Source organism: Treponema parvum (assembly GCF_017893945.1).
Lineage (GTDB): Bacteria > Spirochaetota > Spirochaetia > Treponematales > Treponemataceae > Treponema_D > Treponema_D parvum_A.
Map to the genome: position 1 here is coordinate 1,555,622 of NZ_CP054257.1, position 25,709 is coordinate 1,581,330.

A 25,709-nucleotide genomic window follows, 5' to 3' on the forward strand; every position below is an offset into this window, starting at 1 on the left:
TTCTACCTGTTATAGTTTATCCTTGCCGGAGCTCAACACCCCGGTACCGCTTGAAGTTTCGCCGCAACTCTGAGGCGAAGCTGTCGATTTTATTTTTTTGCAATAAATTTCAAACGTGTCGCCCAAACTGAAAATGCGGCTTACAAGTAAGAGAAATTTATACGCCGCCTTATACACACGCGAACTGAAAATGCAGTTCTTTTTACTTTCCATATTCTTTAAAACCGGAAAACGCTCCGGATGATGCCCCGTAGAAACGATCTTTACGACTTTAAAACCTTCTTTTTTCATTATTCTTTTTACCTTTTCAAGTTCCCACAGGGTATAGTGATCGGACGGGCTTTGTTCAAAAAAGGTTTTCGGATTAAAGCGCCTTGAAACGCCTGAAGCGGACGGCGTGGAAAACGCAAAAATCCCGCCCGGTTCTAAAATAGAGTATACGGTTTTAAAGACGGTTTTCAATTCTTTAAAATGTTCTATTACGTACCACATAGTGACGGCGTCAAAAGAATTTATGCCGAATTCCGCCGTAGGATCAAAATCCGGAAAGGGAGCGCAGGATACCGGAAACTTGAGTTTTTGCCGCACATGATTTACCGCATCCGGCGAGACGTCGGTACCGAAGACATTCCAATTTTTATCCGCCGCGGCGGATAAAAACGGCCCGTAAGCGCAGCCCACGTCAAGCAGCAGGGGGCGGCTGCTATGCAGCGGATCGCTAGAGAAGCCGTCATTGCAATCGCTTTGCCGCGGATCGTTGAGGGCGCTGTAAAGATTCCGGCATAGCCGCTTCCGCCGGCCGTGTCTCGAAATCGAATCTATTACGCCGATCCTCCGCACGCCCTGCATTTTGATCGAAGCGAAATCTTCAAGGTAAGTCTTTCCGTACTGAGCCTTATATTGGTCAAAAAAATAGTCTTTCGTATAGTTTTTATCGGAAGCGACAGTATACGACATATAGATCATTCCGCACCTCTTACAGCGCCTGAACGTTTTATCGCTTGCGCGGGCCACAACGGGATCGACTCCCCGGTCAAATTCAAAAGACGCGCATACGGGACAAAAAAGACGTTTGCCGCCGCGAAGAGCCGACACAAAATCGACGAATGTTTCCGGCGGCGCGGCGCAGTGTCCGGCGTTTACGGAAGGATAAAGATGAGAAGTATCTTTTAGAGCCGCAAGAACCGCTTTTTTTGAAACGCGGCGGCTTTTTAAGCCGGCAAAGCCGTATTTCTTTGCGAGAGCGGCATGAAGAGAAGAAGTCGGAAGCAAAAGGACGGCGCAGCCTGCCGCCGCCGCCTCGTACGCCGTAAGACCGTAATGGGTTACGACAAGATCGTATTCGTAAAGTTTTTCGCGCAAAAATTTTACAGGCTCCGATAAGGTTATGCAAGGTAAAAGTTCTTTAGGTATGCGTTCGGCATGCGTAAATATATCGGCGCCTATTGCGGTTACACTTTTGCCTGCGGCCGCGAATGCGATCGCAGCGGGGATCAAAAGGCCTGCGGGATCTTCGCCTCCTATTGAAATCAATACGGTCTCTATTTGAGATCCATCCGCACAGCGGCCGCCGGTACGCCTGTTTTTAGGCAGATTGATAAAACCGTACTCAATGCGGTTCGCCGAAGATGTTTTTTTTATTCCCGGAATAATGTCTAAAAGATAATCGCAATATTCCGTATTTGAAGAACCTTCGTCCAAAGAAACCACGGGCGCAAGAAGATACAGTTTTTGCGCGAGTTCTTTTTCAAGCGAAAAGGAGTCGGTAATGACAAGGCTGAATTCGCCTTTTTCCGGAAGCTCGGAAATTATCTGGTAAGGCGAAAGTCCGTTTGAAACCGCGTTTTCAATCAAAACGTCTTTTTCTTTAAGGCTTGCATCTTTAGCAATGTAAACGCAGGCTCCGGTTTTTACTGCAATTTCAAGGCACCTGCTCAAGTGCCCCGTTCCCCTGCCCTTTTTAAGACAGGGAACGCATAAGATCATATTTTTTACAAAAGGACTGTTTGAAGCTTCTATTATGCTTTCTGCAGTATACGGCGCCGAAGGCTGTTCTCCGCCTGAAATTTTGCGCACAAGCAGCAGGCTTCGAACATAATCGGCTGCGGTATCTATCGTAGTGCGCAATTGCGGGAACGCCCAGCGCGCGGGAGCGGGTTTGAAAACGCAGTTAAATTTATCTTTATGATTATATAAAGCAGGCCCTACGTGTTCTCTGTCGTAAGGTTCGCAGGTTAAAGCTTCAGCTTTTAGAAGCGAGTGAGCGTTGAACACTTCTACGCCTGAACCGTGCGGAAGCCCCGTCCAAGTTATGTAGTCGCACAAGCCGGACGCGGCACAGGTTTCATATTCTTGTAAAAGCGACTGTGCGGCTTCGTAAAACAAAAACGGATTATCCGCCGTGGCGCGAAGAACTACATCCGCGTTGATTTTTTTTATAAGCAGACAAAAACGCTTAAGCACGTCTTCAAGAGGCCCTGAAAAAATTTTCCAGCCGCACTTTTTTACCGTGTCGATCAATTTCGGAGCGGAAGCTTCGTCGGTCGCCACATAATAATCGTCGGCTTTTACTTTTTTCATCGCCGCTAAAACCCATTCAAGTACGGTTTTATTTCCAAGCTCTTTTAACGCTTTGCCGGGCAGGCGTGAAGAAGACAGGCGGCACTGAACTATCACTACCGTCATTTTGCCGTATTCCAATTTTTTATAAGCTCAAGCGCATCGGTTTTAAATCTATACCGGTTTTTAAATACCCAGCGTTTAGCTTCGGCAAACTGCCGCCGCGATTCAAAAAAGCCGCAGCATGAGTTGACAAGGTATGCCGGAAAAGATGAAAAAGGAACATATCCGTGATCGAATTTGAACCGAGGGACAAGGTTTTTAAGATAAAAACGCAGCTGAGACATATCGGGCGTTCTGTCTTCTATCGGAATTTCATGAGCATATTCAATTTGAAAAGCGGTAGAAACGCAAATTTTTTCACCCCAAAGCCATGACCTGAACGACATGTCAAGGTTTTGCCAATATGAAGAATTTATTGTGTAATCAAATCCGCCCAGCTGCATAAATTTTCGCCTGTTATACAAGCCTATGTAGTTAAAAGGATACAAGGTCGGAATTCCGTCACTTACGGCGGCTTCGGTTTCGACACGGAATTTGCCGTGTTCCGCAAACGGTATAAAGCGAACGGGAAGTCCCTGCCTGTCGGACGAAACAAGACGCGGAACTATGCAGCAAGCTCCGGACGACGCGATGATGTTTTCGGCAAGGTTTGAAGTTAAAATGGAAGGAGTTATTTTAAGACTGTCGCGTATGACAAGCACGTGATCCGCAAGGCTTTCGCCTATTCCGATATTTATGAGGTCCCCGTCGGTCACCTTGTCCAGAGGAACGATAAAACGCACATAGGGAAAAGCCGAAACGAATTCTTCGATGTTATAGCTGTCGGGATCAGGTTCAAACGAAATAATCGACGCAAAACCGCATTTCATGAGATCTTCAAGCATCTGCAAGCGAAAATGACTGCCCAAGGAATTTATCAGCACAACGGAAACATTCATTTTTACGCCGGGCATGGATTCCGTTCCGCCCAGGACGGTCATATTTATCTGCCGTTCGTTAAAAATTGAAGGTATAGTATTCATCATATGTTCCGGATATCTTATCGTATTTTTTATTTATTTGATCTTCCATAAGGCGGTCGCTCTTATGCCAGATAACTTCCAGAGGTTCTTCAAAAACGTTTCCGATTATATCGTCAAACATGCATTCTTTATACAGCGGAACGGAACCGTCGGATAAGATCACCATGTCGCGGCGGAGATGCCAGTCGGGATAACGTTCCACAGGGGAAAGATCGCAAGGTTTTCTTTCAGGCAAAAGCCCGAGATACGAATTGTATTTTTGAATTATGAGGTTTCCGTGCGAGGGACTGTCTTTAGCGCTCCAAAACCGGTAAAAAGCTTCAAGCTGATCCTCGTTTATGTCCATGCGCACAAACTGCGGATACACGGATTTCGGAAAATATTTTGAAAGAATGTTTATGCCATTCAACGCCGCTTCAAATCCGTCGGCAAAGTGAATTTCCTTATATTTTTCTTTTGTGACGCTGTCTAAAAGAACAACCCACATCACAGGCTCATAACCGTTCGTGCGGGGAGCGCAGCGGCCGCAAATTTCGGCTATCTGAGCTGCGAGCGTTTCGGAAAGGCCGTCTCCGGTAGTTTCAATAAAGACGGACAGCCCCGGATATTTTAAAACTTCGCTTACAATATTCTTAATATGCTTGTGATAAAGAGGTTCTCCCCAAAGAGAAAGCGACAAAACCGCATTTTCCGAAAAATCCGCTATATTTTTTACAAGAGCCTTAAACTTTTCAAGCGGCATTTCTCCGAATTTCTTTTTTGTTTTTTCAAGGACATCGTCATAAGGGCTGTAAACGCAGCGGCTTCCGGATTTTGCTTCGATTTGTATGTTGTAAAAGCCGGGAACGGTGCGAAGTATTCCGGCGCATTTACACGCCATCTCTGAAAGTTCTTCCGCGGACGCACCGCTTAAAGCACCGGTGCCGGCGGGTTTAGCGGAAAAATTTTTATCGGTGTTTTCCGCGCCTGTGTTCCTGTCTACAGCCTTGTCGGCAGCAGTTTCCTCTACGCCGCCCTTACCGCAGGAAATTTCGGCTAACTTCAAGCACGCTAAAAGTCCTTCTTTGGACGCGCAGTGAAAACTGAGCCTATACATGCGCCAATCGACGGGCGAGATCACTGTTTCAATTTCAAAGGCGTTTATGTCAGTCTTCATAGCGGAAAAAATAGAGTCCCTTGAAACGGGATTATCGCCTGCAGCGTTGGGAATGTCTTTTCTTAAAGAAAGTTTTTCTATGATCGCGGCTGTGTCGCAGTTTATAAGTTCGGGAGCGAAGCCGTAGGGATAACCGTCGGCAAAGGTGTATTCGGCGATATATTCGGAATGTGTTTTGATCACTTCCAGAGTGAGAGTCGTGTTTAAAAAAGGGCAATCGGCCCACGCATAAACTATATTCTGTGCGTTTGAGCTGCGGCAGGCTTCATGCATGGAATGCAGCAGAGACGATACCGTCCACGAAGGTTTTTCAACCACTGAAATTCGGCTCATTTCGTTTTTCTTATTCAGCTCGGCGCAGGCGGAGCTTGTTTTACCGTCGGCAAAGATAAAAATTCCCGCAAGATCCGGAATATCTTTTGCCCAAAGAAGGGCTTTTTCATAGGCAGAAAGACCGTCGAATTTTTTATCAAACATGTGCAGAGAAACGGACGGCGCAAACAATACAACTATATTTTTCATCTCTTCCAATATCGGCATTACGGTTGAACAAGATTATTTGAATGTATAAAATTAAGCATCATGAGTTCACTGCCGTTTGCTCCAGACACAATATTTACCGTTACTTCTCTTACGAACATCATAAAAGCCGCAGTTGAAAATATCTCGCCGGGCGCGATTAAACTTGAAGGTGAAATTTCAAATTACCGTCCCAGCAGTTCCGGTCACGTGTATTTTACATTAAAGGACGCTTCTTCGCAAATAAGCGCGGTAATGTTCCGCTCCGCTGCCGTAAAGCTTTCATTTATTCCCCAAGACGGAATGAAAGTCTGCTGCACGGGAAAACTCACAGTCTATGCGGCACGCGGAAATTATCAAATAGTAATATCGTTCATGGAGCCGTCCGGCACGGGCGACATTCTTCAAATGCTTGAAGAACGCAAAAAAAAGCTTGCGGCGGAAGGACTTTTCGACACGTCGAAAAAACGCCCGCTGCCGCTTTTTCCTCAAAGGATCGGGGTCGTAACGAGTCCTACGGGAGCCGCCCTCCGCGATATTCTTCAGATAGCCAAACGTAGGAACGATTCCATTTCCATAATTATACTTCCCGCTCTGGTGCAGGGAGAAAGCGCGGCAAAATCGATAGCAAGACAGATACGAACTGCAAACGAATATAAAATGTGCGACACGCTCATAGTCGGCCGCGGCGGAGGTTCCCTTGAAGACTTGCTGCCTTTCAGCGACGAAGAAGTTGTCCGCGCAGTCGCCGCATCCGAAATCCCGATAGTATCGGCTGTAGGGCATGAAATAGACTGGGCGCTGTGCGACTACGCCGCGTCCATAAGGGCTCCGACTCCCTCAGCCGCAGCGGAACTTGTGATTCCGCAAAAAAGCGATATTCTAAACGATATACAAGGATTCAAAGAAGAACTTAAAGCCGCCGTCCAAAATAAAATCGAACACATAAGACTTATCCTGCGGTCGTACAGCTTGGACGGCATGGAGCTTCAGCTGCGGAATATCGAGCAGCCGCTTCTCGCGCGCTTTGATGCGGCAAAGGCCGCTCTCATCTCCAACATGGAGCAAAAGATAAAAGACGTGAAAATCTTTATTGAAAATTGCGTGAACACCATGGAAGGAGCCAGCCCGAAGACCATATTCGCGCGGGGATACGCGATGGTTAGAAATAAACAAACTCAAAAGATCATACGCAGCGGCAACGATACCGCCTTGGGGCAGGAAATTGAAATAGTTCCGGCACAAGGATATATTACGGCGGAAGTTACGGCCATAAAAAACGGGTGAGCTTCCGTCATATTGGAGTAAAACATGGATAATTTTGAAGAAAAATTACGCAAACTTGAAAAATTGACTGCGGATATTAAACAAACTGATATATCGCTTGAAGATGCATTAAAAAATTTTGAAGAAGGAATAAAACTTGCACGCGGCATGGAAAAAGAGCTTGAAAAAATCGAAGGCAAAATACAAATCCTTATGAATGAACCTTCCGCTCAAGTCAAACCTGAACTGGATCTTTTTTCGGATACCGACAATACTACGGGAACTTCCGGCGCGCCGGAAATCGGAACGCGCAGATGAGCGAAAAAGAAGACAAATCTTTGCAAACGGCAAAACGCCGCCCCATAAGGGTATTAAATGCGGAAGTTGCCAGAAAGATCGCTGCGGGAGAAGTTATAGACCGCCCTAACGCGATAGTGAGAGAGCTTATGGATAACGCCGTAGACTCCGGGGCAAATTCCATAACCGTAGAGCTCTCAGGCGGAGGTATAGACAAGATCCGAGTGATAGACGACGGATCGGGAATAACGAGAGAAGACCTTTTACACTGTGCCAGACCCCACGCCACAAGCAAAATTCAGACGGAGACCGACTTATTGCATCTTTCAACGCTCGGATTCAGGGGCGAAGCTCTGGCTTCGATCGCAGCCGTAAGCCGCTTAAGCATAATGTCGGGCAAAAGCAGGTTGAGAGCTTCGGTTACGGAAGATCACATAATAGAAGATATTCAGCCCGTTTCGGGCACAATAGTCCAGTCGGAAGCGCTTTTTGAAAATTTTCCGGCGCGAAGGGTGTTTTTAAAGCGCCCTGCTTCGGAAACTACTATGTGTAAAAACACTTTTATTGAAAAATCGCTGCCCAAACCGGAAATTGCATTCAGGCTTACCGTAGACGGACAGACAAAACTTGATCTGCCCTCTGGGCAAAGTCTTACCGAACGTTTTATTCAGGCAAATTCTATCCGTGAAAACGAAAAACTTTTTTATGAAATTCAAGGAAGCGGAAGCGACTTTACTTTTAAACTGATCATAGGAGAACCGTCGGTTTCGCGTCCGGATAAAAAATTTATCTTTATCTACGTAAACGGAAGAAAAATATCGGAATTTTCCCTTGTTCAAGCAATTGAATACGGCTGCCAAGGATATTTTCCAAACGGGACACATCCAGCCGCTTCGCTTTTCGTGCAGATAGCCCCGGAATCTGTGGATTTTAACATTCACCCTGCAAAAAAAGAAGCGAGATTTCGCGACATATCGGAACTTCACCACGCCGTAAGCTCCTGTGTAAAAAATTTTTTCCGTCAATACACGCTTAAAGCCGTAACGTCAGCTTCAGAGCCGATACAAAAAGAACTTTCCGAAGAATTTTCAGAAAAATTTTCTGCCGCGAAAGACATAAGATCCCGCTTTTTTTCTCCTTCCTATGCAAGCTCGCGAGCTACGAAAGAACACCCTTTTGAAAAGACGCCGGACTTTTACAGCGTAGACGAAGCGCTTCTGGACGATCTGAAAACACAAGCCGGTCTATCGGATACGAAAAACACGGAAACCGGTGAGCCGAGATATAGAATTTCAAACCAAAGCCCTAAACAGCTTGCGCTTGCGGCCATAGCGGCTGCGGACGGCGGCGCCGCTGGCGATGACAGGTTCAGCGAAAATACCGACGGCGCAGACAGCGCGGTAAACGGCACGAATGACGGCACCGCTGGAGACGGTTCTTCGAACAGCAGTTATTCCAGCGGCGGATTGCAAAGCGGGCATGGCAGCCGGTCTTCGGATAGAGAATTGTCCGACGAGCCGATCGGCCAATTTTCCGGCGGCCTTAGATACTTGGGCACGGCGCTCGGAGTGTTCCTGCTTGCCGAAAAAAACGACATTCTTTACATGATCGACCAGCATGCGGCTCACGAGCGCATATTATATGACAAAATTATGGCTTCGCAGGGAAGATCCCAAGCGCTCCTTGTTCCGTACGTGGTAGAAACACAGTCGGTTCAGGAAGACGCATATATGGAGCGCATAAGGGAAAAATTGAACGACGCGGGATTTTCCGCAAAAAACTGCGGCGACGGGCGCTGGGAAATTTCTTCGGTTCCGGAACGCTGGCGAGGCACGGAAGAAGATCTTACGCGTATGCTCTTGGAAAAAAGAATCGACGCAAGCGAACTCATTTCCAAATTAGCGGCGATGACGGCTTGCAAGGCGGCTGTAAAAGACGGATACATCCTTGACGACTCAAGTGCAAAAGCCTTAGCCGTTTCCGCTCTGGAACTTAAAGATCCTCACTGTCCGCACGGAAGGCCGGTATACGCGGCCATCACGAAAGCGGAACTTTTCAACCTTGTAAAACGCACATAAAACGCACCGCTCAATTTAACTTTGAGGTTTCGAAAAACTCGCGGCTGTAAGTGTGCGCAAAATGCGCATGAAAACAGCAGTCTCGGAATCGGAAATTGAAATTCTCTATAACCTTAACAAGTACATAAAGAGATTAGATCTTCCAATTGAGCCGTAGCCAAACACTCAACCGTATCGCTTGCCCCGTAATAAATTTTTACCTCATCATTATCTTCCAATATCATTCCGCCAGGAAATATGACGTTGGTTCTGAACCCCTCGTCAACCTCCCAATGCGTTTCGGGCACTATGAGCGGCTCTTTTGAAAAACCGATTATCTTTTGAGGATTTTGTAAGTCTAAAAGCATTATTCCGGCCATGTAGCACTTTTGCCATTTCTCTTCCCAACCGTTTTTACCTCTTAAAGTGTCCTTATGAACCGCATGAAAAAGCGTCAGCCAGCCTTTATCCGTTTTTACGGGAGGAGCGGCGGGCCCAAGCTTGTCATTTGCGTAACGAATCGACTCCAGCCCCAACAAAAGAGAGCTTTCTCCCCAGTATCGTAAATCAGGAGAATTTGAAATCCATATATCAAAACAGTCTTTTCCGTCATGGGAATAAACCGGCATGGGGCGTTCCAAACGATAATACTTATCGTTTATTTTTTCCGGAAACAAAACCATGTTTCGGTTATCGGGAAGCGACAAGCTGATTATCGTAACGCTATTTAAATTTTTTGAAATCTCAGCTATCCCGCCTCTGAGCCCGTGATACGTATCTGCTGCAAAGCATAAATACAATCTGTCTTCTATTACAGTCAGTCTGGGATCATATATTCTGAATATTTCATTATCGGAAAGTTTTTCGGCGCTCCAAAAAGGCTCCGCATCGCATTTCCATGCATATCCGTCGTTGCTTCTGGCAAAGCCTAAACAGGTTCCTTTGAACTTGTTCCCTCCCATAAATCGTGAAGGCCCATCTATATATCCGTAATCGTCCCGAAAGAGCATTACGTATTCTCCGTTGAATTTTACAACGCCCGCGTTAAAAACCAATTGCGCTTCGTACGGAACCATGGATGCGTCCAATACGGGCTTCCCATTCAAATATCGATTTATACGTGAAAAACTGTGATAATCGGTCATAGCAGGCATGCCTTACCCCTTTTATTAAACCCGGTAATTTATCGTAAATTATTATGACACATCATTCTTCAATCATTATCTTTCTCTCGACGAGGTTGATAGGAAGGATTCCCCTCGCCTTCTTTTTGCCCGAGAGTACGTCGACCGCTGTTTTTTGGCATAATTGGCCGTCATAAGCATAAATTATTCTGGGAACATACATAAATTCACGAGACGCATAAGGACAGCCTGAAAGAATAACACACACCAGTTTGGCTTCAAGGCCTTCCATCATCGAAAGCATTCTTCTGGGGATATCGCTTGTTCCCCTATACGATTCGTTTTTGGTGGCGAGCACCATAACTATTCTAGAATAGTTCATCGTAGTTGCCATAAATCTTTCCTGCTGATTTCTAGCAGGAAATTCAGGAAGATAGACGATAGACGCTTTGGGATAGTTTTTCTTTATTTCTTTTTCAAAGGTCGTAAAATCATAGCTTTCCTTTTTTAACTCTCCCGTGTCGAAATCCTCATATAAGTTACCTTTTTGAAATACGAAAAGCAAATCCTCTCCGTCTAAAAGTTTTGAAGAAACGCCTTCCTTTCTTACGTCGGTAACGGCATCAACGCTCATTTGAAGAACGGCGGCTCTATCTTCTTCCGATATTTCGGGCGCCTCCGGTTTTTTTAATGTGCGATTTTGCGCCGCTATGACTCGCCTTGCGGCTTCATTGATCTGTTCTTCGCTTACAATTCCTTTTTTATATGCGTCCAGCATATATGTGTACGCTTCTTTACAGCCGATTCTATAACTTGTAAGAACCATATCTATTCCGGCAGCCATTGCAAGCTGATGACATGTTTCAAGCCCGAATGTATTAGTCAGCCCGATCATGGCGAAGCTGTCCGTTATCATAAGACCGTCGTATCCCTGATTGCGTATTACGTCGACTATTTTTTTAGAAAGAGTTGCGGGATATTTTGGATCTATCTTGGGAACCATTATATGACCGACCATTATTCCGGACAAATCCGCACTTTTTATCGCTTCAAGGTAAGGAAAAAGCTCGCGGTCTATCAAAGTTTTTTCATCGGCATCCAAGTAAACCATTCCTATGTGAGAATCTACTGGGGAATATCCGAATCCCGGATAGTGCTTGCCCGTAACCACCATTCCCTGATCTTGATAACCTTTTATTGTTGCGGCGGCGAACTTTGACACTTTTTCTTTAGTGTCGGCATACGCCCTGCTTCCTACGCAGCTGCTTAACGGTAAGGCGGCAATATCCATTATGGGGCCGAAAACGGTATTATAAAATCCTTTTTTTGCTTCCACCCCAGTTATGCGCCCGTATTCATACGCAATTTTTAAGCTATCGGTTGAAGCAACCGCCATCTGATACGGAAGTTCAATATTTCCGTAATTGAATCCGTATTCCATGTCGTCGCCGATCAAAATCGGGTAATCCGCATTTTCTAAAACTTTTTCAAGAAGGTATTTTTCTCCCGGGCAATAATAGTTTTCGTGAACATATCTAAAGGAAATATGTATTCCGCCGAGGCTATGATTGCGTATCATATCCAAAGTAAAATCCAAATCTTCAGCGTCTATCGGATTTCTCATAAAAAGCATTAAACCGATTTTTTGATCAATGCTCAGCTCTTCGATATTCAGCGATACAAGCTTTTTCATACAATCACTCCTTGATTGCGCCCTGTGTTATACCTTCTATAAAGTATCTGTTAAAAAACAAGTAAACGATTAAAATAGGCAGTATGCTCATTATTGTGCCGGCCAACATTGTATTCCAAGCTGCTACGCCGTCTCCCTGATCTTTCAATAAGACAACGCCCACGGTAAGAGTGCGCAACTTCGGCTGTGCGATGGTAAAGGCAAGAGGCATCATGTAATTATTCCATGAATCCCTGAATGAAAGAATTGCGGCCGTCGCCAATATGGGTTTTATTATCGGAAGTATTATTCTTGTGTATATATGAAAGGTGCTTGCGCCGTCTATTCTTGCGCTTTCGTCGATCTGCCTCGGTATTCCGTCGCAGTAACCCATAATTAGAATCGAATAAAACGGCTGGAGCGTAGCGACCTCCGCAATCACCATTCCCCAAATTGAATTTAAAAGCCTCATCTTATTGCAAAGCAAAAAAATAGGATAAAGCGTTACGGCGCCTATCAAAAAAAGCATGACGATAAATGTAAAAGTGAGGGCTTTTTTTCCTGGAAAATTAAAACGGCTCATAACGTATCCTGTCATACTGGTCGTAATAACCGTTCCTATTACCGAAAACAACGAAAAAGATATGCTGTTCAACGTGTACCTGGCAAAATTCGCATGTTTCCATGCGTTAGTATAGTTTTTCCATTGAAACACATCGGGAAAAATCTTTGTTCCGCCGACAAGAAATTCGTTGATGGTTTTAAATGAGCCTCCGAACGCATATACGAGAGGAAATCCTATAAATATTATGACAATCGTAAGGATAAAATAGATCAATATCTTTGAAACGATACGTTTCGCTCTGCTTTCTATCATATCGAACTCCTACTCGCTATCTTTCATTTTTCTTGTAAAATAGCTGTATACGCCCGTAACAATCAGTATTATAAATGTGGTCACTATGCTTACGGCGGATGCGTACCCGTGCTGCGGAGTACCGGGGTTTTCGAAAAAATATCTAAATATGTACATCGTCATCACGTCGGTAGCGTTTCCGGGGCCGCCGTTCGTAAGCGCTTTTACGGAATCAAAAAGCTTTAACGTGTTTAGAATGGAAAGCATTGAGATGATTTGAAACATTTTTCCCATCATCGGAACGGTTATCTTAAAAAAAATCTGTCTGGAATTTGCACCGTCAATGGTGGCGCTTTCAATCACATCGTAAGGAATTCGCTGAAGCGCGGCGAGGAATAAAACCATATAAAAACCCACTCCGCTCCACGTGCAAAAAACAACCACTACCAATTTTGCAAGACTTCCTTTTCCGAGCCACTCTATGGGTTTTAGAATAATATGAGACGCCTGTAAAAGGCCGTTGACTATACCGTTATAAGAAGCGAACATTAAAAAAAACACAATCCCCATTATCGCGGTGCTTGTGATATTGGGAACAAATATGACAGCTCTTGCAATTCCGCTCCCTTTGAATTTTTTATTTAGTAAGGCGGCAAGAAAAAGCGCAAACGGAATCTGCACCAGCGGAATAAGTATACCGAATTCCAATGTATTTTTTACCGAAATCCAAAACGATGTGTCAAAAAGAACCCGCGAATAATTATACAAGCCTATAAATATCGGATCGGAAAATCCGTTATACTGCATAAAACTGTAATACAATATATAAATTATAGGATAAATTCCAAACAGCAAGACCAAAACAACCGTCGGCATGATCATTAGATACTGAACGGCATGCTTTTTGAGCGAATTTATGATAACATTTTTTTGTTCCGAAGAATTAAGCTGTCTCATAGGTTCCTTTTTTTATTTAACACGCATATAAATCAACAAGACCGCCCAAAAGTTGAAGTTTTCGGGCAGTCCGTTATTTATTTTTATTTTTTTATCCACGAAGGATCTATTGCGCCGCTTTTTAAGGCTTTATTAAACGCATCGCTATATCGCTTATTCAGATCGTCGATAGCGGCATCAAGTTTCTTTGAAATATCACTTCCCTGCGTAGCTTCGGCAAAAAGGTTTGTGAATACCCGGTTTCTGTTTTCTCCTTCGAGAACTATAAAATAGTGCGGTTCGAAGTAAGGAATCGTTAGATCGTCCGTTTTAAAACCGTATTTTATTCCTTTTATATCAAATTTATCCGTGGGAAGATTTTCAGGTCTGTTTGCAGCTAAATATGTTCTGGGTACCGGCATAAACTGATTTGCGAGTTCCTGATGAGAAAGCCAAAAAGCATAAAATTTCTTTGCAGCTTCTTTGTTAGGTCCGTTGGTAATGCACCACGCAAGGCCGGATTCTGCCCAGTACTTATCGGCGACTTCGCCTGCAAAGACAGGGAGCGGCGCTATGTCATAGTTACAGCTTCCCTTGAACTGCGTGGGAAATTGTCCTACCATCCAGTTTCCTTCAATATATATGCCGACCTTTCCCGCATAAAAATTTGCTCTGAGCGGGTCTATGCCCATAGTTAAATATCCGGGAAAAATGGATCCGTCTTTCATAAGATCGATATAAAAATTAAAAAAACGCTTATTGGTTTCGAACATATATTTGTTCTTGTCCACATTGTATCCGTATCTTCCGCATTCGTTTTGAGCAATGAGTATTGGGTCTATAACCCTTTCCCAAATCTGATTAACTCCGAGGGGAAGTCCGAAGCCGTAAAAATCCCCCTTGCCTTCCTTTGTAATTATCTTTGCATATTCCCTTAACTCTTCCAACGTCTTGGGCGGTTTGTCAGGATCGAGACCGCACTTTTTGAAAATGTCTCGATTGTAATAAAGTCTGTATCCGCTGATTCTGACAGGGACGGAATAAGGTTCTCCCTTGTATTGTAAAGAAAGAGATGAAAACGCATTGGGATGAAGGCCTGAAACAAGATCGGGCGTCAAAACATCCGTAAGAGGAATAATATTACCTGCCTTTGCAAGATCATTGACGGTTATGCCGGTGCTGGCTTCTACTATATCGGGCGCGTTGCCGCTGGCAAAACCCATTTGGACTACCGAAGGATAGTTTTCACCGTAATACTCATAACTTACGTGAGTGTCGGGATTAGCCTCGTTGAATGCGCTTATAATAGCATCATACCCGGCGTCAGGGCCGCTTTGTCTTACCCAAATCTTCACTTCCGTCGTTTTGGATCCTTTTGCAGACTCACTGCTTCCTGCGGCAAACAACATTGAACAAGCCGACAGAAAAGCCGTGAGACTAAGAATAAATTTTGAATATCTGTTCATATTCGCCTCCTTGTTATGATATTACTATATCATGCAAAAAGAACTCCTGTGATGATATTGTTAGAATGAAACAATGTTTTTGTTAGATTTGAAACAGATTATCTCTAAACGCGCTGGGCATTATTCCCGTCGATTTTTTAAACACCTTCGCAAAGTGCTGTGAACTGCAGTATCCTACTTCTTCGGCGATAACTTGAATTTTCATATCGGTCGTTTGTAAAAGCCGCTTCGCATTTTTAATTCTTACTTCCGTAACGAAGTCGATAAAGGACATACCTTTGTATTTTTGAAAACTTTGAGAAAGATAGGAAGGATTTATATTAAAATATTCCGCGACAAAATTTCTCGTAACGGTACAATAATTTTTTTCTACGTAATTTGATATATCTTCGATCATCGACTCGGTTACGCTGTGTTTTTTCAATTCAATTTGCATGTTTTTTATGCATAATTTGATTACGCTTTTGAGATCTTCATTCACTTCGTCCAACGACAATACGTTTGAACAAAACGCTTTTATCTCAATGGAAAAATTTGCAAAGCAAAAATTCTTTATTTCATTTATAAGATCGTTAATCGCTCTTCGATCATCATCGAGATAATTTTTATTGTAAATCAATAAAACTATGTGAGAGTTTGAATACGGAATAAAAATTCCCGCGCCCGTTTTATCTACCAAATTTTCAATATAATATACAGCCGACCTCTTTTTATCGCCGTCTTCGCTTAAGACGGACAGAGGCTCGATGACGACAAGGACAAAGAACGACGGCATTTTCTCTATCTCAAAAAAACTGAATATGTCTTTTAAAGTTTTTCCCGGAAGATTTCCGTCCAAGTATTCCCGCATCATGTCATTTAAAGCAATTGCGCGAAAGGCGCTTTGCTTTTCTTCCCGCTCGATCGTATCTTTTATGCGCTCTAAAAAACCTGTCAACTCTTTGCTGTTGATCGGTTTAAGAAGGTATCCCGTTATGCCGTACGACAAGGCGGTTTTTGCATATTCAAACGTAGCGTATCCGCTTAAAATCAATATCTTCGTTTTAGGATTGATATTCCGAATCTTAGAGATACATTCAAGTCCCGTATATACGGGCATTTGAATATCGGTAACAACAACGGAAGGACGATACTTATCGACAAGCTTTATAAGCTCTTCTCCGTCATAGGCCTTTCCCCTTATCTCAAAACCGAGTTCTTCCCAAGGAATTATACATTCGAGTCCGTCAAGAACTAAAGGTTCGTCGTCTGCCAATATTACGCTGTACATATTATTCAAACCTTCCAAGGCAAAGCGATTCGTATTACAGTCCCGTTTTTTTCACCGCTGCTTACGGAAAGTCCGTACGATTTTCCGTAATATAAGCGAATCCTGCTATTTAAATTTCTTAGTCCGATATGGTTTAAATCCTTATCGGGAGGCGTTTTTAATTTCTCGTTCAATTCCTTCAATTTTTCAAGTGAAATACCATTGCCGTTGTCCGAAAAAGTCAATATAAACGTCTTAGCGTCATCGATTACGGCGTTGATGGATATGTTTCTGTTATCCTTTTTGTTTCCCAATCCGTGCCGTATGGAATTTTCTGCGAGGGTCAGCAGCATGAGCCTTGGAACTTCCATGCTCATAAAAATCGGCGGCACCGCGACGGACAGAACAATAGGAACTTTAAATCTTATATTTTGTAAAGCTATGTAATTTTCCACATAGCCGATTTCTTCCATGAGCGAAATGAACGGTTCGCTGCCGTTCACGGCACGATACAAAATTCCAAGTTTTTCTATCATCGAAGCGGTATCTTGATCTCCGGCTATAACGGCTTTCATTCGGATGCATTCCAGAGTATTGAAAAGAAAATGAGGATCCAGTTGTCCCTGAAGGATTTTTAATTGAGCTTCCCGGTTCCTGAGAGTTATTTCACTGTTGCGTTTAATTAATTCTATTATTTTAATCAGCATGTGATTGGCGCTGTCCGCAATAAGTTTAAGTTCATCGTTGGACTGAACCGCCAAAAGTTCCCGCTTTCCGGTTTCGATCTGTTTCATCTGCATCAACAATTCTCGAATCGGGCGCGTCATCACTTTTGAATTCACAATTATCAATACGAGGGAAATCGCAAAGACAAAGAATGTGATCCAATTAAACATTTTATTCCCTTTCTTTATTTTATAAAAAAGCGACGCTTCAGGAATTATTCCACAAACATATAAATTTGAATAATCCGAATATTCCGTAGTCACGATGGCGTTATTCGTACCGTCGCTCAGAGTAAGACTGAATTGCTGAAATCCTTTTTTAAGCTTCGGGCGAATAAGGTCAAGGGTTCCTGATCCGAGCGGAGCACCTTGAGAGTAGATGGCGTTACCTTCTGCGTCAAGTATTATAAGCGTAGATTCACCGAATTCGACTCCGGAAAAAATTTCATCTATGGCGTTAAGCCGCATATCGACAGCTATCAGCCCGATAACCTTGGGATTGTCATAGTGGCGGATCTTTCTTATAAAAGAAAACACGCTTTGATTATAAAAACGGACGGACGGCGGTATTATCGTGTATAGTTCATCCGATTCAAAAAAACCGTATTTATCGGCGAGTTCGTATAATTCCATGGGGTCGCCCAGATAGTTATAAGGCCCTGCGGCATAAGAATTGAAACCGTTCGATACTAAAATTCTTGCTATATCGGTTCTTATAAGCAAAACGTGCTTCATTGCGTTTTGTATGGAAACGTCCACACCGAGATATTCCGAGGAATTTTTTTCAAGATTATAATCCAACGCATTAAGAATTTCAGAATCGATAAGAACGATACGCGACAATCTGTCAATCTCATTAAATAAAACATCAAGTCGTTCCGAAAATTGTTTTGTGAGAATGCTGCTTTGAGAAAGAGCGTCTTCTTTAATTATTTCAGAAGCGACTTTAAAACCGAATACTTTTACAAAAAACACCGCAAGTAAAAGCACTGCCGAAAAAGCCAAAGATATTTTTATGTTATATTTGATAACAAAGGGACGCAATTTTTTATCCGTCTGATTTTTCACTTTGAATCCCGTAGCCTAATTCCCCCTTTACATGCAGTTCATCTGTTCATAACCCCTGTGTAAAGTTCGCTTGAATCGCTCACGGCCTTTACTCCGAAGCGCTGAGCATCCTCCGGATCGGGAATTATATTCAAAAAAACGCCGTACTTTTCGGAAGACTTTATCACCCTTTCTCCGCCGTCGCCCGAACCGTCCCATAAAATTTTTTCGGGAACGGCGCCGCCTGAACCGAACGTCTTGAGCGTTTTTCCGTCTTTATCTTTTATCGTTAATTCCCATTTATCGGCTTTTTCGGATGCGCCGCTATAAAAAAGAGCAAATTCGGCAATATCGTCGACGCCGTCGCCGTCGGGCGTAAACTTTTTCGTAAGGACTTCGACGGAACAGTTTATCGCTTGGGGAGCCGCATTCGGCTCCGATGATGAAATCATGCCGGATTTTTCAGCAGAAGCTCGTCCTTGTCTTTGTAAAGGATCTTGCTGTTCGGACACATCGCCTTTCGGTTTTTGGGGATATCCCGGCAAAAGAATGTCCTCATCCTCCAAAGGCCCTTCCTCCGCCGCGCCGTCAGGCGGCACAGAATTTTCCGGAAAAGACGAGCCGTCCGCATTTTTTTGATCCGATCCTCCCGACAACAGCTCTGGCAGCAGTATCCCGTCCTGATCCCCTATAATTTCCGTGTTTGCCGAGTTTTTTTCCTCTTCCGGCCGAGAATGATCGCCGGCGGTTTCGGCCGCATCTGCCTTTGCCAAACCGAGCAGGATCTTTTCCATGTCCGAAGCAAGCTGTTCCGTTTCTACCGGCTCGGAAATTACGGAAGATGAAGTATCTTTGGATAATCCGGAAGCGTCGTTTACTTCAGGGGCTACGGGTTCATACAACCGAGGCGTTGAGGGCTCCGCATTCAAACCTTCATGCACCGGCTCAAATTCCACATTTTGTCCGCTGTCGGCAAGAAGTATCGCAAGTTCCCCCGGCAGCATTTCCGTCTGGGCTGCGAGCGCTTCTTGGGCCAGGCGGTCTTTTTCGATCTGCTGTTCCAAAAGCTCTATGAGCTCTTTTATCTTCGGAGTTTGCTCGTTACCGCTTTCCAGCTTTATAAAATTTTCATAAGAGGCTTTTGCGTCCCCCCAGCGCTTAAGTTTAAGCAGAGTATTTGCCCTGTTAAGCACAGGAGCGGCGCTTTCCGGCTGCAGAGTGCAGGCGGCGTTAAAATATTGAAGTGCGCCCTCGTAATCTTTTAGAGCAAAAGACGCGTTGCCCGCATTTAAATTCAACGTGTACTGATCGGAGCCCGGCAGCAAAAGCGCTCTTTGAAAAACCGCAAGAGCTTGAGAATATTTTTCAGTCTGATAATAACATATGCCAAGGTAATTGTATAAAACAGGATCGCTGCCGGGTTTTTCAATTTCTTTTTCAAGGACTAAGATTGCCGCTTCGGGTTTATTAAGGCGGAATAATTTTTCGCCTTCGCTCTTAGCAGCTCCGTCCTGCGCGCATATTACGCATGCCGCCGCACAAAAAAAAACGGCAAAAATTGCATACTTACATTTCACAATCAAATACCTCGTATAAAAAAGGCTGTGCCCCCGGCGCGTTCTGCCGTTGCGCAAAAAAATCCGGCCGCCAACCCGTCATTTGACATATTCGGATAAATTTACTACTCTATTATATTCGGAGGAATTATGGCTCTTGTCCAGATAATTGTTTTAATAGTTCTTGCCTTCGGTGTAGGAACACTGATCTTATTCGTAGTAAAATCGGTTGCGGCTCCCAAACGCATAGAAGGAATTCAAAAGCTTATAAAACAGGGAAAGAACGTCCAAGCCATAAAATTGGCAAAATCGCTTCTAGCAAAGTCTCCGAACGATTATATGGCGCATTATTTTTTAGGTAAAGCCTATCTTGCGGATAACAGAACTGAATTGGCGCTCATGGAATACAAAACTGTAAACCAAACGGCAATCTTCGGCACAGGGCTTTCCGAACTCGACTTCAGAAAGGAAATTTCAGCTCTCTATTCGAAATACAATCTTTTGAACGAAGCCCTAAAAGAATATCTTCTATTAACTAAACTGGAACCCAAAAATCCGGAAAATTTTTATAACGCAGGTTTCATATACGATAACCAGGGACATCCGGAAGTGGCGTTGGGTTTTTATCAAAAAGCGATCTCGCTTAATAAACGTCATCAAAAAGCGCACGCGGCGCTGGGTCTTATATTGTACAACATGAAGCAGCTCGCCGAAGCTAAGAGGGAAATCGATCTTGCCATTCAAATAAATCCCGACATGGCTTCCAACTATTATTATCTTGGAAAAATCTTAAAAGGAAACAAAGATTACGGAGCGGCGGTAAAAGCCTTTGAAAAATCTTTCCGCGATCCGGTTTTTAGACAAAAATCTCTTATTGAGCGCGGAACCTGTTTTATGCTGGCGGACAGCCTAGACAATGCTGCTGCGGATTTTGAACGGGCCGTCAATGCGGGAAAGAACGGAAATTCCCGCGACACGTTATATGCGCGCTATTTTCTTGCTTCCTGTTTTGAAAAACAGCGCAAAATTGAAAAAGCCATAGAACAATGGAAGGTCATATTCGAAAAAGATAAAAATTTCCGCGACGTTGGCGCAAAGCTCAACGAATATCAGGATATTCAAACAAATGATTCTATAAAAGAATATTTAACCTGTAACGATGCGGATTTTTTTGAAATATGCAAAAAAATAGCCGTTTCAGCTCTCAACGTAAGTCCCCAGCAGGTAAGCGCCATAAAAGACGGCTGCCAAATAATAGCTACCGACAAGAGCTCCGAAGATTGGCGCAATGTGCGCAAACAGCTGTTTATGCTGTGGTTTAACCGTTCGTCGGCGACTCTTGAAGACAACATAATAAGAGAGGCGCTTGATAAGGCAAAGGAGCTTTCGTGTTCCAAAGCGGTTATCATTTCAAGCTCGGGCTACTCACGGCCGGCAAAAAATTTTGCGGAAAACAGGCCGATAGAATTAATAGACAGAGCGAAGCTCGATTCCCTTATGGCAAAGGTAAGCATTTAACCTTTCGGGAACGATAAAATGAAATTTCTTTGCGTGTCAGATCAGATCGATCCCCTCGTCTACAGTTCCAACGCTAAAGAACGATTTAAAGATATAGACGCAATATTGTGCGCAGGAGATCTTCCGCTGGACTATGTAGATTTTATTGTTTCTACGCTGAACAAGCCTACGTTTTTTATCTTCGGCAATCACAACCTGAACGAATTTCACCTGTATCACGGCAGATCCGCCGATGTTCTCGTTCCGGATTTACCTATCCGAAAAAACATCACCCAAACTGTTTTTAAATCATTCGGCCACGGAGCCGACTATGTAGGATTTAAAATTTTGCGTGTAAAAGAAATTCCCGTAACCGTAGCGAAAACAAACAAAAAAACGCCCCTTTTGATGGCGGGAGTTTCCGGTTCCATAAGATACAACAACGGAGTGAATCAATATACAGAATTCCAAATGCTTTTAAAATTGCTGAAACTCATTCCCGGCATGATCATAAATAAAATACTTTACGGCCGATACGTCGACATATTTTTAACTCACGCGCCGCCGCGCCACATACATGATCTTGAAGACGACTGCCACAAAGGTTTTAAATGTTATAACTGGTTTATAAAAAAATTCAGTCCTCAGTTTATGGTTCACGGTCACATACATCTCTACGACAGCCGTGCTGAAAGAGAAACCTTGTGCGGCAGGACTAACATAGTAAACGCATTCGGCTGTATAATAATTGATATGCCTGAAAGTATTTAAAGGGAATTTAAATATGAACGATATGAACTCGGACCGTGATTTTTCAAAGGCCTATAATAAAGCGCTTGTACATGAAATTCAAAGTCTCTTGAATCCCGGCGAAGCTTCTTTAATATCCTTTGCGGACGTAAAAGAACTTTTAAAACCGCAAAACGAAAGCTACGAGGGCATAAAAACCGTTCCGGTGGCATCGATAGTCGGAAGCGAAGATCGTTACAGGGATTTCGATAAAGAATTTTTTCCTAAAAACTTACATTTAAAATCCAGATGGGAAAGTATTGACAACGCGATTAACAGCGGAATAACTCTGCCGCCCATAAACCTGTACGAAGTCGGAGGATTGTATTTTGTAAGGGACGGAAATCACCGTGTGTCCGTGGCAAAAGCCCAGGGAATAGAATTTATAGACGCGGAAGTGGTAAGCCTTAAAACCGAAATAAAATTAAAGCCGGGACAATCTTATAAAAAGATAAAAAAGCAAGTCATAAACTATGAAAAACGGGTGTTTTATTCGGAGACCGCCTTCGGCGACATAACCGACTACTGGTGTCTGGATTTTTCCGCGCCGGGTCAATACGACGTTATTTACAATCACATACTTGCGCATAAAAATTACATGGATCAAAACCATGCCGAAACAACAAGTATGCCGGACGTGATCATGTCTTGGTACAAAAGCGTATACATGCCTATCATCCAGCTCATAAGTAAAAAACACATACTCAAGCGCTTTCCCGGAAGAACGCAAAGCGATTTATATGTGTGGTTTATAAAATATTGGGACGAACTTAAGAAAAAATTCGGCGAAGACTATGCTTTGGATAAAACCGTAACGGAATTTTCGAAAAAATACGGGATGGGCTTTTTTCAACGTTTAAAAAACATAATGGAACATCTAAGTTTGAAAAAGTAGCGGTACCGTGCTATAATTTAAGCATGGAAATGACTATCCGTAAAAGCGGCGAAGTATACATTGTTGACGTACTCGGCGAAATGGATCTGTACAATTCATATAAATTAAAAGATCTCATATCCAAAATGATCGAAAAAGATATAAAGGCTTTTGTGATCAATTTGGATAAGGTCGATTATATAGACTCTTCGGGGATCGGAGTTCTTATCTATATATGCACTACCGTAAAAAAAGCCGATCTTCAGCTTGCGATAACCAACGTGCACGGTTCCGTTCAAAAAGTTATAAGCCTTACTAAATTAAACGTATTTTTTCCCATAGTCGATACCGTAGATAATGCGGTTAAAAAATTAAGCGATCCGGATAAAAAAGATGACTGAAATCCGTTGTAACTCAAACGATCCCTTGTTTGACAAAACAAACATGCTGAAAAAGGAATTTCCGTCCGATTGGCGACGAATCAGATATTTTACGCTTTTAATAGTTCAGTCGGCGCCGTTTCAGGGCGAAGAGATGGCCATACTTGAGCAGCAAGTATGCGAGATAATAAAAAATGCGATAAAACACGGCAATAAATGTGATCTTACAAAAAAAATAACCGTCTATTATTCTTTCAGCAGCTCTCACGCCCATCTGATCGTAGAAGACGAAGGCGAAGGATTTAAAGAACTTGAAAAATGGAACGAGTTTAACAAAAACCGCCGCCGCGCCCTTGAAGCAAACGATCTTAAGGTGCTCGCAGACTATGTTTCTTTTAAGACAGAAGAAAGCGCCTCCGATGACGGAGGTAACGCCCTTTTTGCCGCATTGGAATTTTGGAACGAAGGAATAGCGTTTAACGAAAAAAGAAACTCTATTGCTATGTACAAAACCTATCCCCAAAAATGATAATCGGTAGCTGATGATTTTACTTTGTAAAAGAAATATGTTTCGTTAATATTTCCTTTATTTCTTCGGATTTTTTTTGCTTTAGCAACTTGATTATTTTTCTGTGTTCACAGATATAAGAAGGGCTATTTATCATATAATTTGACATATCGTCCGAAAAATTAAAAAGATTGGTCAAAGGAATCGTCTTGATCAGATGAAATAGTTTTTTATTATTGCTTGCTTCTATCAGTAAACTATGAAATTTAATATCATCCTTTACGCATTCCTTGGCGTTTTTACTTTTTGAATGACTTTCTAGAGAATCGCAAGTTGCCAGCATTTTTTTTTCAAAATCTTCCGAAAACCCATTTTTCAAAATCAATTCAACCGCTAAATTTTCCATGGCGAGACGTATTTGATAATATTCTTTGATTTCATTGGCAGACAACTTTTTTACGAAGGTTCCTCGTCTGGGTATAGTTACAACCAGATTTTCACTTTCAAGTTTTAAAAAAGCTTCTTTAATAGGAGTCATGCTTACATGATTTTCTTCCGCTATTTTATCAAAAAACAGCCTTTCATTCGGTGCATATCTTCCAGAAAGTATATCTTCCCTAATAATGTCATGGAGTTTTTCTCCTATAGTGGCGCTAAGCGACATTTTCCCCTCGATGCTACAGAGAATGTAAATATGAATTACAGACCGGCTCTAAAAACCCGGTTGGCGTTCGGAACCGGCCGATAAGTTTTACGATAAGCTGCTGTACTAAAAAGGCCTATAATAAAACTTCGCGCATACACACAGCAGACTGTCGAAAAAACGACAGATTCTTTAGACAGCTCCTATGTATTCAATGTCGTTTATATTACAATCTATTCAATTATAAGTCCATCCCTTATAAATTGCCGTGAGAAAATAGACGCTTATCGTCCGTGCGCAAAGAGCGCACAAAATCAACAGCCTCCAAAATTAATATTTTGTTCGGCTGTTGAATTTTAAAGGATCCTATTTAAATTTTATTGTTGTCTTCCAATGTGTAGGAAGCTTTTTGCCAGTTCATCCTTTCTTGCCAATCGGGATATTTATAGTTTCCTTTATCTTTATCGTCAGGATATATAAATTTGGCACCGGTCTTTAGTAAAATGGTCTTCATCGTAGGATCGTTTTCTTGTACCACTTTTTCCAATGTTTCCGCCGGTAAGTATGTACACGCCCAATTATCATAATGATCCGGTATGATATACTTACTTCCCATGGCTTTACCGACTCTATATGCATCGAACGGAGTTAATTTATCGTAAGAACCAGAGGGATTATGACCGAGATTTAAAACCGTCACATCGATTTTATTTCTTTGGCCGACTCCGTAAAATCCGTTGTGATAAATTCCATCTCCGATAAAAGCAATGCTTCCGGCTTCATTTTTAAAAATAAAAGTTACGGCAACATCGTCCATTGTAGGCTTAAACGAATTTTCTTTTCCCAAGCCATAAGTAGTACGAAGAGCATTTATATCGAAATTCTTTTCAATTTTTACCGTCATATTATGGTATTTTAATTCATCGCCGGGACGTACTTCAACAATCCTATCTTCCGGGACGCCCCAGTTTCTTAAAATCATACAAGTAACTTTAGGGCCTACAAATTTCGATTTGGTCGTCTCCAGCAATGCTTTTACGGAATATATGTCACAGTGATCGCAATGATGGTGAGTCATAAAATATGCATCCATTCGATGAAATTTATAAATATCGACAATTTGCGGATTAATGCGCATCCAATGTAAATAATCGGCACCGGTATTTTTACAATCGCCACTATTTTCATAACGAGTTACGATAGACGGTCCTGCGTAATTATCGATTAAAAAAACTTCCGTTCCAACTTTCATTGCCCATGAGGGGCCTCCCAGCCACCATAAACAAAATTTATTCGCAGGAACTTTTTCATTTTTTATTTGATAATTGATATATGTACCCCATGCAGGACAGGTTTCTTCAAGCCATGTTTGTCTGTCTATCTTCCTGTCCGTAAGCATGTAAGTCGATTCCATTACGCCCCATTCATCATATTTTTTTTCGCTCATT

21 protein-coding genes are annotated in these 25,709 nt (G+C 42.8%); 8 read left to right on the plus strand and 13 right to left on the minus strand.

Translation table 11 applies throughout. The features are described 5' to 3' along the window. Positions 1-9 precede the first annotated feature (9 nt). Genes HRI96_RS06935 through HRI96_RS06945 form a run of 3 tightly spaced genes read right to left on the minus strand, consistent with a single transcriptional unit; the run spans position 10 to position 5,322 of the window. Entirely contained in the window at positions 10-2,700 is a 2,691-nt protein-coding gene (locus HRI96_RS06935) for a cytidylyltransferase domain-containing protein (RefSeq protein ID WP_256729177.1), read from the minus strand. Beyond that, positions 2,682-3,647 carry a hypothetical protein gene (locus HRI96_RS06940; RefSeq protein ID WP_256729178.1) on the minus strand — a complete coding sequence of 322 codons (966 nt, stop codon included), beginning with the start codon at positions 3,645-3,647 and terminating at the stop codon, positions 2,682-2,684. Before HRI96_RS06940 ends, HRI96_RS06935 begins: the two co-directional genes overlap by 19 nt. Beyond that, a complete protein-coding gene (locus tag HRI96_RS06945; protein ID WP_210116668.1) occupies positions 3,619-5,322 on the minus strand; it encodes a spiro-SPASM protein in 1,704 nt (567 codons plus the stop codon). The genes HRI96_RS06940 and HRI96_RS06945 overlap by 29 nt, the downstream gene beginning before the upstream one ends. Positions 5,323-5,382: 60 nt before the next feature. Between HRI96_RS06945 and xseA the strand changes: the two genes are divergently transcribed. Genes xseA through mutL form a run of 3 tightly spaced genes read left to right on the plus strand, consistent with a single transcriptional unit; the run spans position 5,383 to position 8,960 of the window. After that, the gene (gene xseA / locus HRI96_RS06950; RefSeq protein ID WP_210116669.1) at positions 5,383-6,606 is read left to right on the plus strand and encodes an exodeoxyribonuclease VII large subunit; all 1,224 of its coding nucleotides are present in this window, start codon (positions 5,383-5,385) and stop codon (positions 6,604-6,606) included. A 24-nt stretch (positions 6,607-6,630) separates the two neighbouring features. Continuing rightward, positions 6,631-6,903 carry an exodeoxyribonuclease VII small subunit gene (xseB, locus tag HRI96_RS06955; protein WP_210116670.1) on the plus strand — a complete coding sequence of 91 codons (273 nt, stop codon included), beginning with the start codon at positions 6,631-6,633 and terminating at the stop codon, positions 6,901-6,903. Then, on the plus strand, positions 6,900-8,960 hold the full coding sequence (gene mutL / locus HRI96_RS06960) for a DNA mismatch repair endonuclease MutL (protein ID WP_210116671.1): 2,061 nt from the start codon (positions 6,900-6,902) through the stop codon (positions 8,958-8,960). Before xseB ends, mutL begins: the two co-directional genes overlap by 4 nt. A 113-nt stretch (positions 8,961-9,073) precedes the next feature. Here mutL and HRI96_RS06965 read toward each other — a convergent pair whose 3' ends face one another. The 8 genes from HRI96_RS06965 to HRI96_RS07000 form a co-directional block, all read right to left on the minus strand. Continuing rightward, positions 9,074-10,093 (minus strand): glycoside hydrolase family 130 protein, encoded by a 1,020-nt coding sequence (locus tag HRI96_RS06965; protein ID WP_210116672.1) that lies wholly within the window; start codon positions 10,091-10,093, stop codon positions 9,074-9,076. A 52-nt stretch (positions 10,094-10,145) separates the two neighbouring features. Next, complete coding sequence (locus HRI96_RS06970; protein ID WP_210116673.1) at positions 10,146-11,756, minus strand: glycoside hydrolase family 3 protein; 1,611 nt, start codon at positions 11,754-11,756, stop codon at positions 10,146-10,148. Between the two features lie 4 nt (positions 11,757-11,760). Further along, positions 11,761-12,612, minus strand: coding sequence for a carbohydrate ABC transporter permease (locus HRI96_RS06975; protein ID WP_210116674.1), 852 nt, complete (start codon positions 12,610-12,612; stop codon positions 11,761-11,763). Between the two features lie 9 nt (positions 12,613-12,621). Then, positions 12,622-13,548 carry a carbohydrate ABC transporter permease gene (locus HRI96_RS06980; RefSeq protein ID WP_210116675.1) on the minus strand — a complete coding sequence of 309 codons (927 nt, stop codon included), beginning with the start codon at positions 13,546-13,548 and terminating at the stop codon, positions 12,622-12,624. A gap of 83 nt (positions 13,549-13,631) precedes the next feature. Next, positions 13,632-14,993 (minus strand): ABC transporter substrate-binding protein, encoded by a 1,362-nt coding sequence (locus HRI96_RS06985; RefSeq protein WP_210116676.1) that lies wholly within the window; start codon positions 14,991-14,993, stop codon positions 13,632-13,634. Between the two features lie 82 nt (positions 14,994-15,075). Further along, on the minus strand, positions 15,076-16,263 hold the full coding sequence (locus HRI96_RS06990) for a response regulator transcription factor (protein WP_210116677.1): 1,188 nt from the start codon (positions 16,261-16,263) through the stop codon (positions 15,076-15,078). A gap of 5 nt (positions 16,264-16,268) precedes the next feature. After that, the gene (locus HRI96_RS06995; protein ID WP_210116678.1) at positions 16,269-18,035 is read right to left on the minus strand and encodes a sensor histidine kinase; all 1,767 of its coding nucleotides are present in this window, start codon (positions 18,033-18,035) and stop codon (positions 16,269-16,271) included. A gap of 38 nt (positions 18,036-18,073) precedes the next feature. After that, positions 18,074-19,591 (minus strand): tetratricopeptide repeat protein, encoded by a 1,518-nt coding sequence (locus tag HRI96_RS07000; protein ID WP_210116679.1) that lies wholly within the window; start codon positions 19,589-19,591, stop codon positions 18,074-18,076. A gap of 129 nt (positions 19,592-19,720) precedes the next feature. Between HRI96_RS07000 and HRI96_RS07005 the strand changes: the two genes are divergently transcribed. The 5 genes from HRI96_RS07005 to HRI96_RS07025 are packed head-to-tail and all read left to right on the plus strand — an operon-like array spanning position 19,721 to position 23,639. After that, the gene (locus HRI96_RS07005; protein ID WP_210116680.1) at positions 19,721-21,088 is read left to right on the plus strand and encodes a tetratricopeptide repeat protein; all 1,368 of its coding nucleotides are present in this window, start codon (positions 19,721-19,723) and stop codon (positions 21,086-21,088) included. A gap of 18 nt (positions 21,089-21,106) precedes the next feature. Continuing rightward, the gene (locus HRI96_RS07010; protein ID WP_210116681.1) at positions 21,107-21,838 is read left to right on the plus strand and encodes a metallophosphoesterase; all 732 of its coding nucleotides are present in this window, start codon (positions 21,107-21,109) and stop codon (positions 21,836-21,838) included. Positions 21,839-21,851: 13 nt separating this feature from the next. Continuing rightward, positions 21,852-22,751, plus strand: coding sequence for a transcriptional regulator (locus tag HRI96_RS07015; protein WP_210116682.1), 900 nt, complete (start codon positions 21,852-21,854; stop codon positions 22,749-22,751). Between the two features lie 23 nt (positions 22,752-22,774). After that, positions 22,775-23,131, plus strand: a complete 357-nt coding sequence (locus HRI96_RS07020; protein WP_210116683.1) for an STAS domain-containing protein — start codon at positions 22,775-22,777, stop codon at positions 23,129-23,131. Next, entirely contained in the window at positions 23,115-23,639 is a 525-nt protein-coding gene (locus HRI96_RS07025) for an ATP-binding protein (RefSeq protein ID WP_210118650.1), read from the plus strand. Before HRI96_RS07020 ends, HRI96_RS07025 begins: the two co-directional genes overlap by 17 nt. A gap of 19 nt (positions 23,640-23,658) precedes the next feature. Here HRI96_RS07025 and HRI96_RS07030 read toward each other — a convergent pair whose 3' ends face one another. Further along, positions 23,659-24,282: a GntR family transcriptional regulator gene (locus HRI96_RS07030; protein WP_210116684.1), complete on the minus strand. Its 624-nt coding sequence runs from the start codon at positions 24,280-24,282 to the stop codon at positions 23,659-23,661. A gap of 349 nt (positions 24,283-24,631) precedes the next feature. Then, positions 24,632-25,708 carry an MBL fold metallo-hydrolase gene (locus tag HRI96_RS07035; protein ID WP_210116685.1) on the minus strand — a complete coding sequence of 359 codons (1,077 nt, stop codon included), beginning with the start codon at positions 25,706-25,708 and terminating at the stop codon, positions 24,632-24,634. Between the last annotated feature and the right edge of the window lies 1 nt (position 25,709).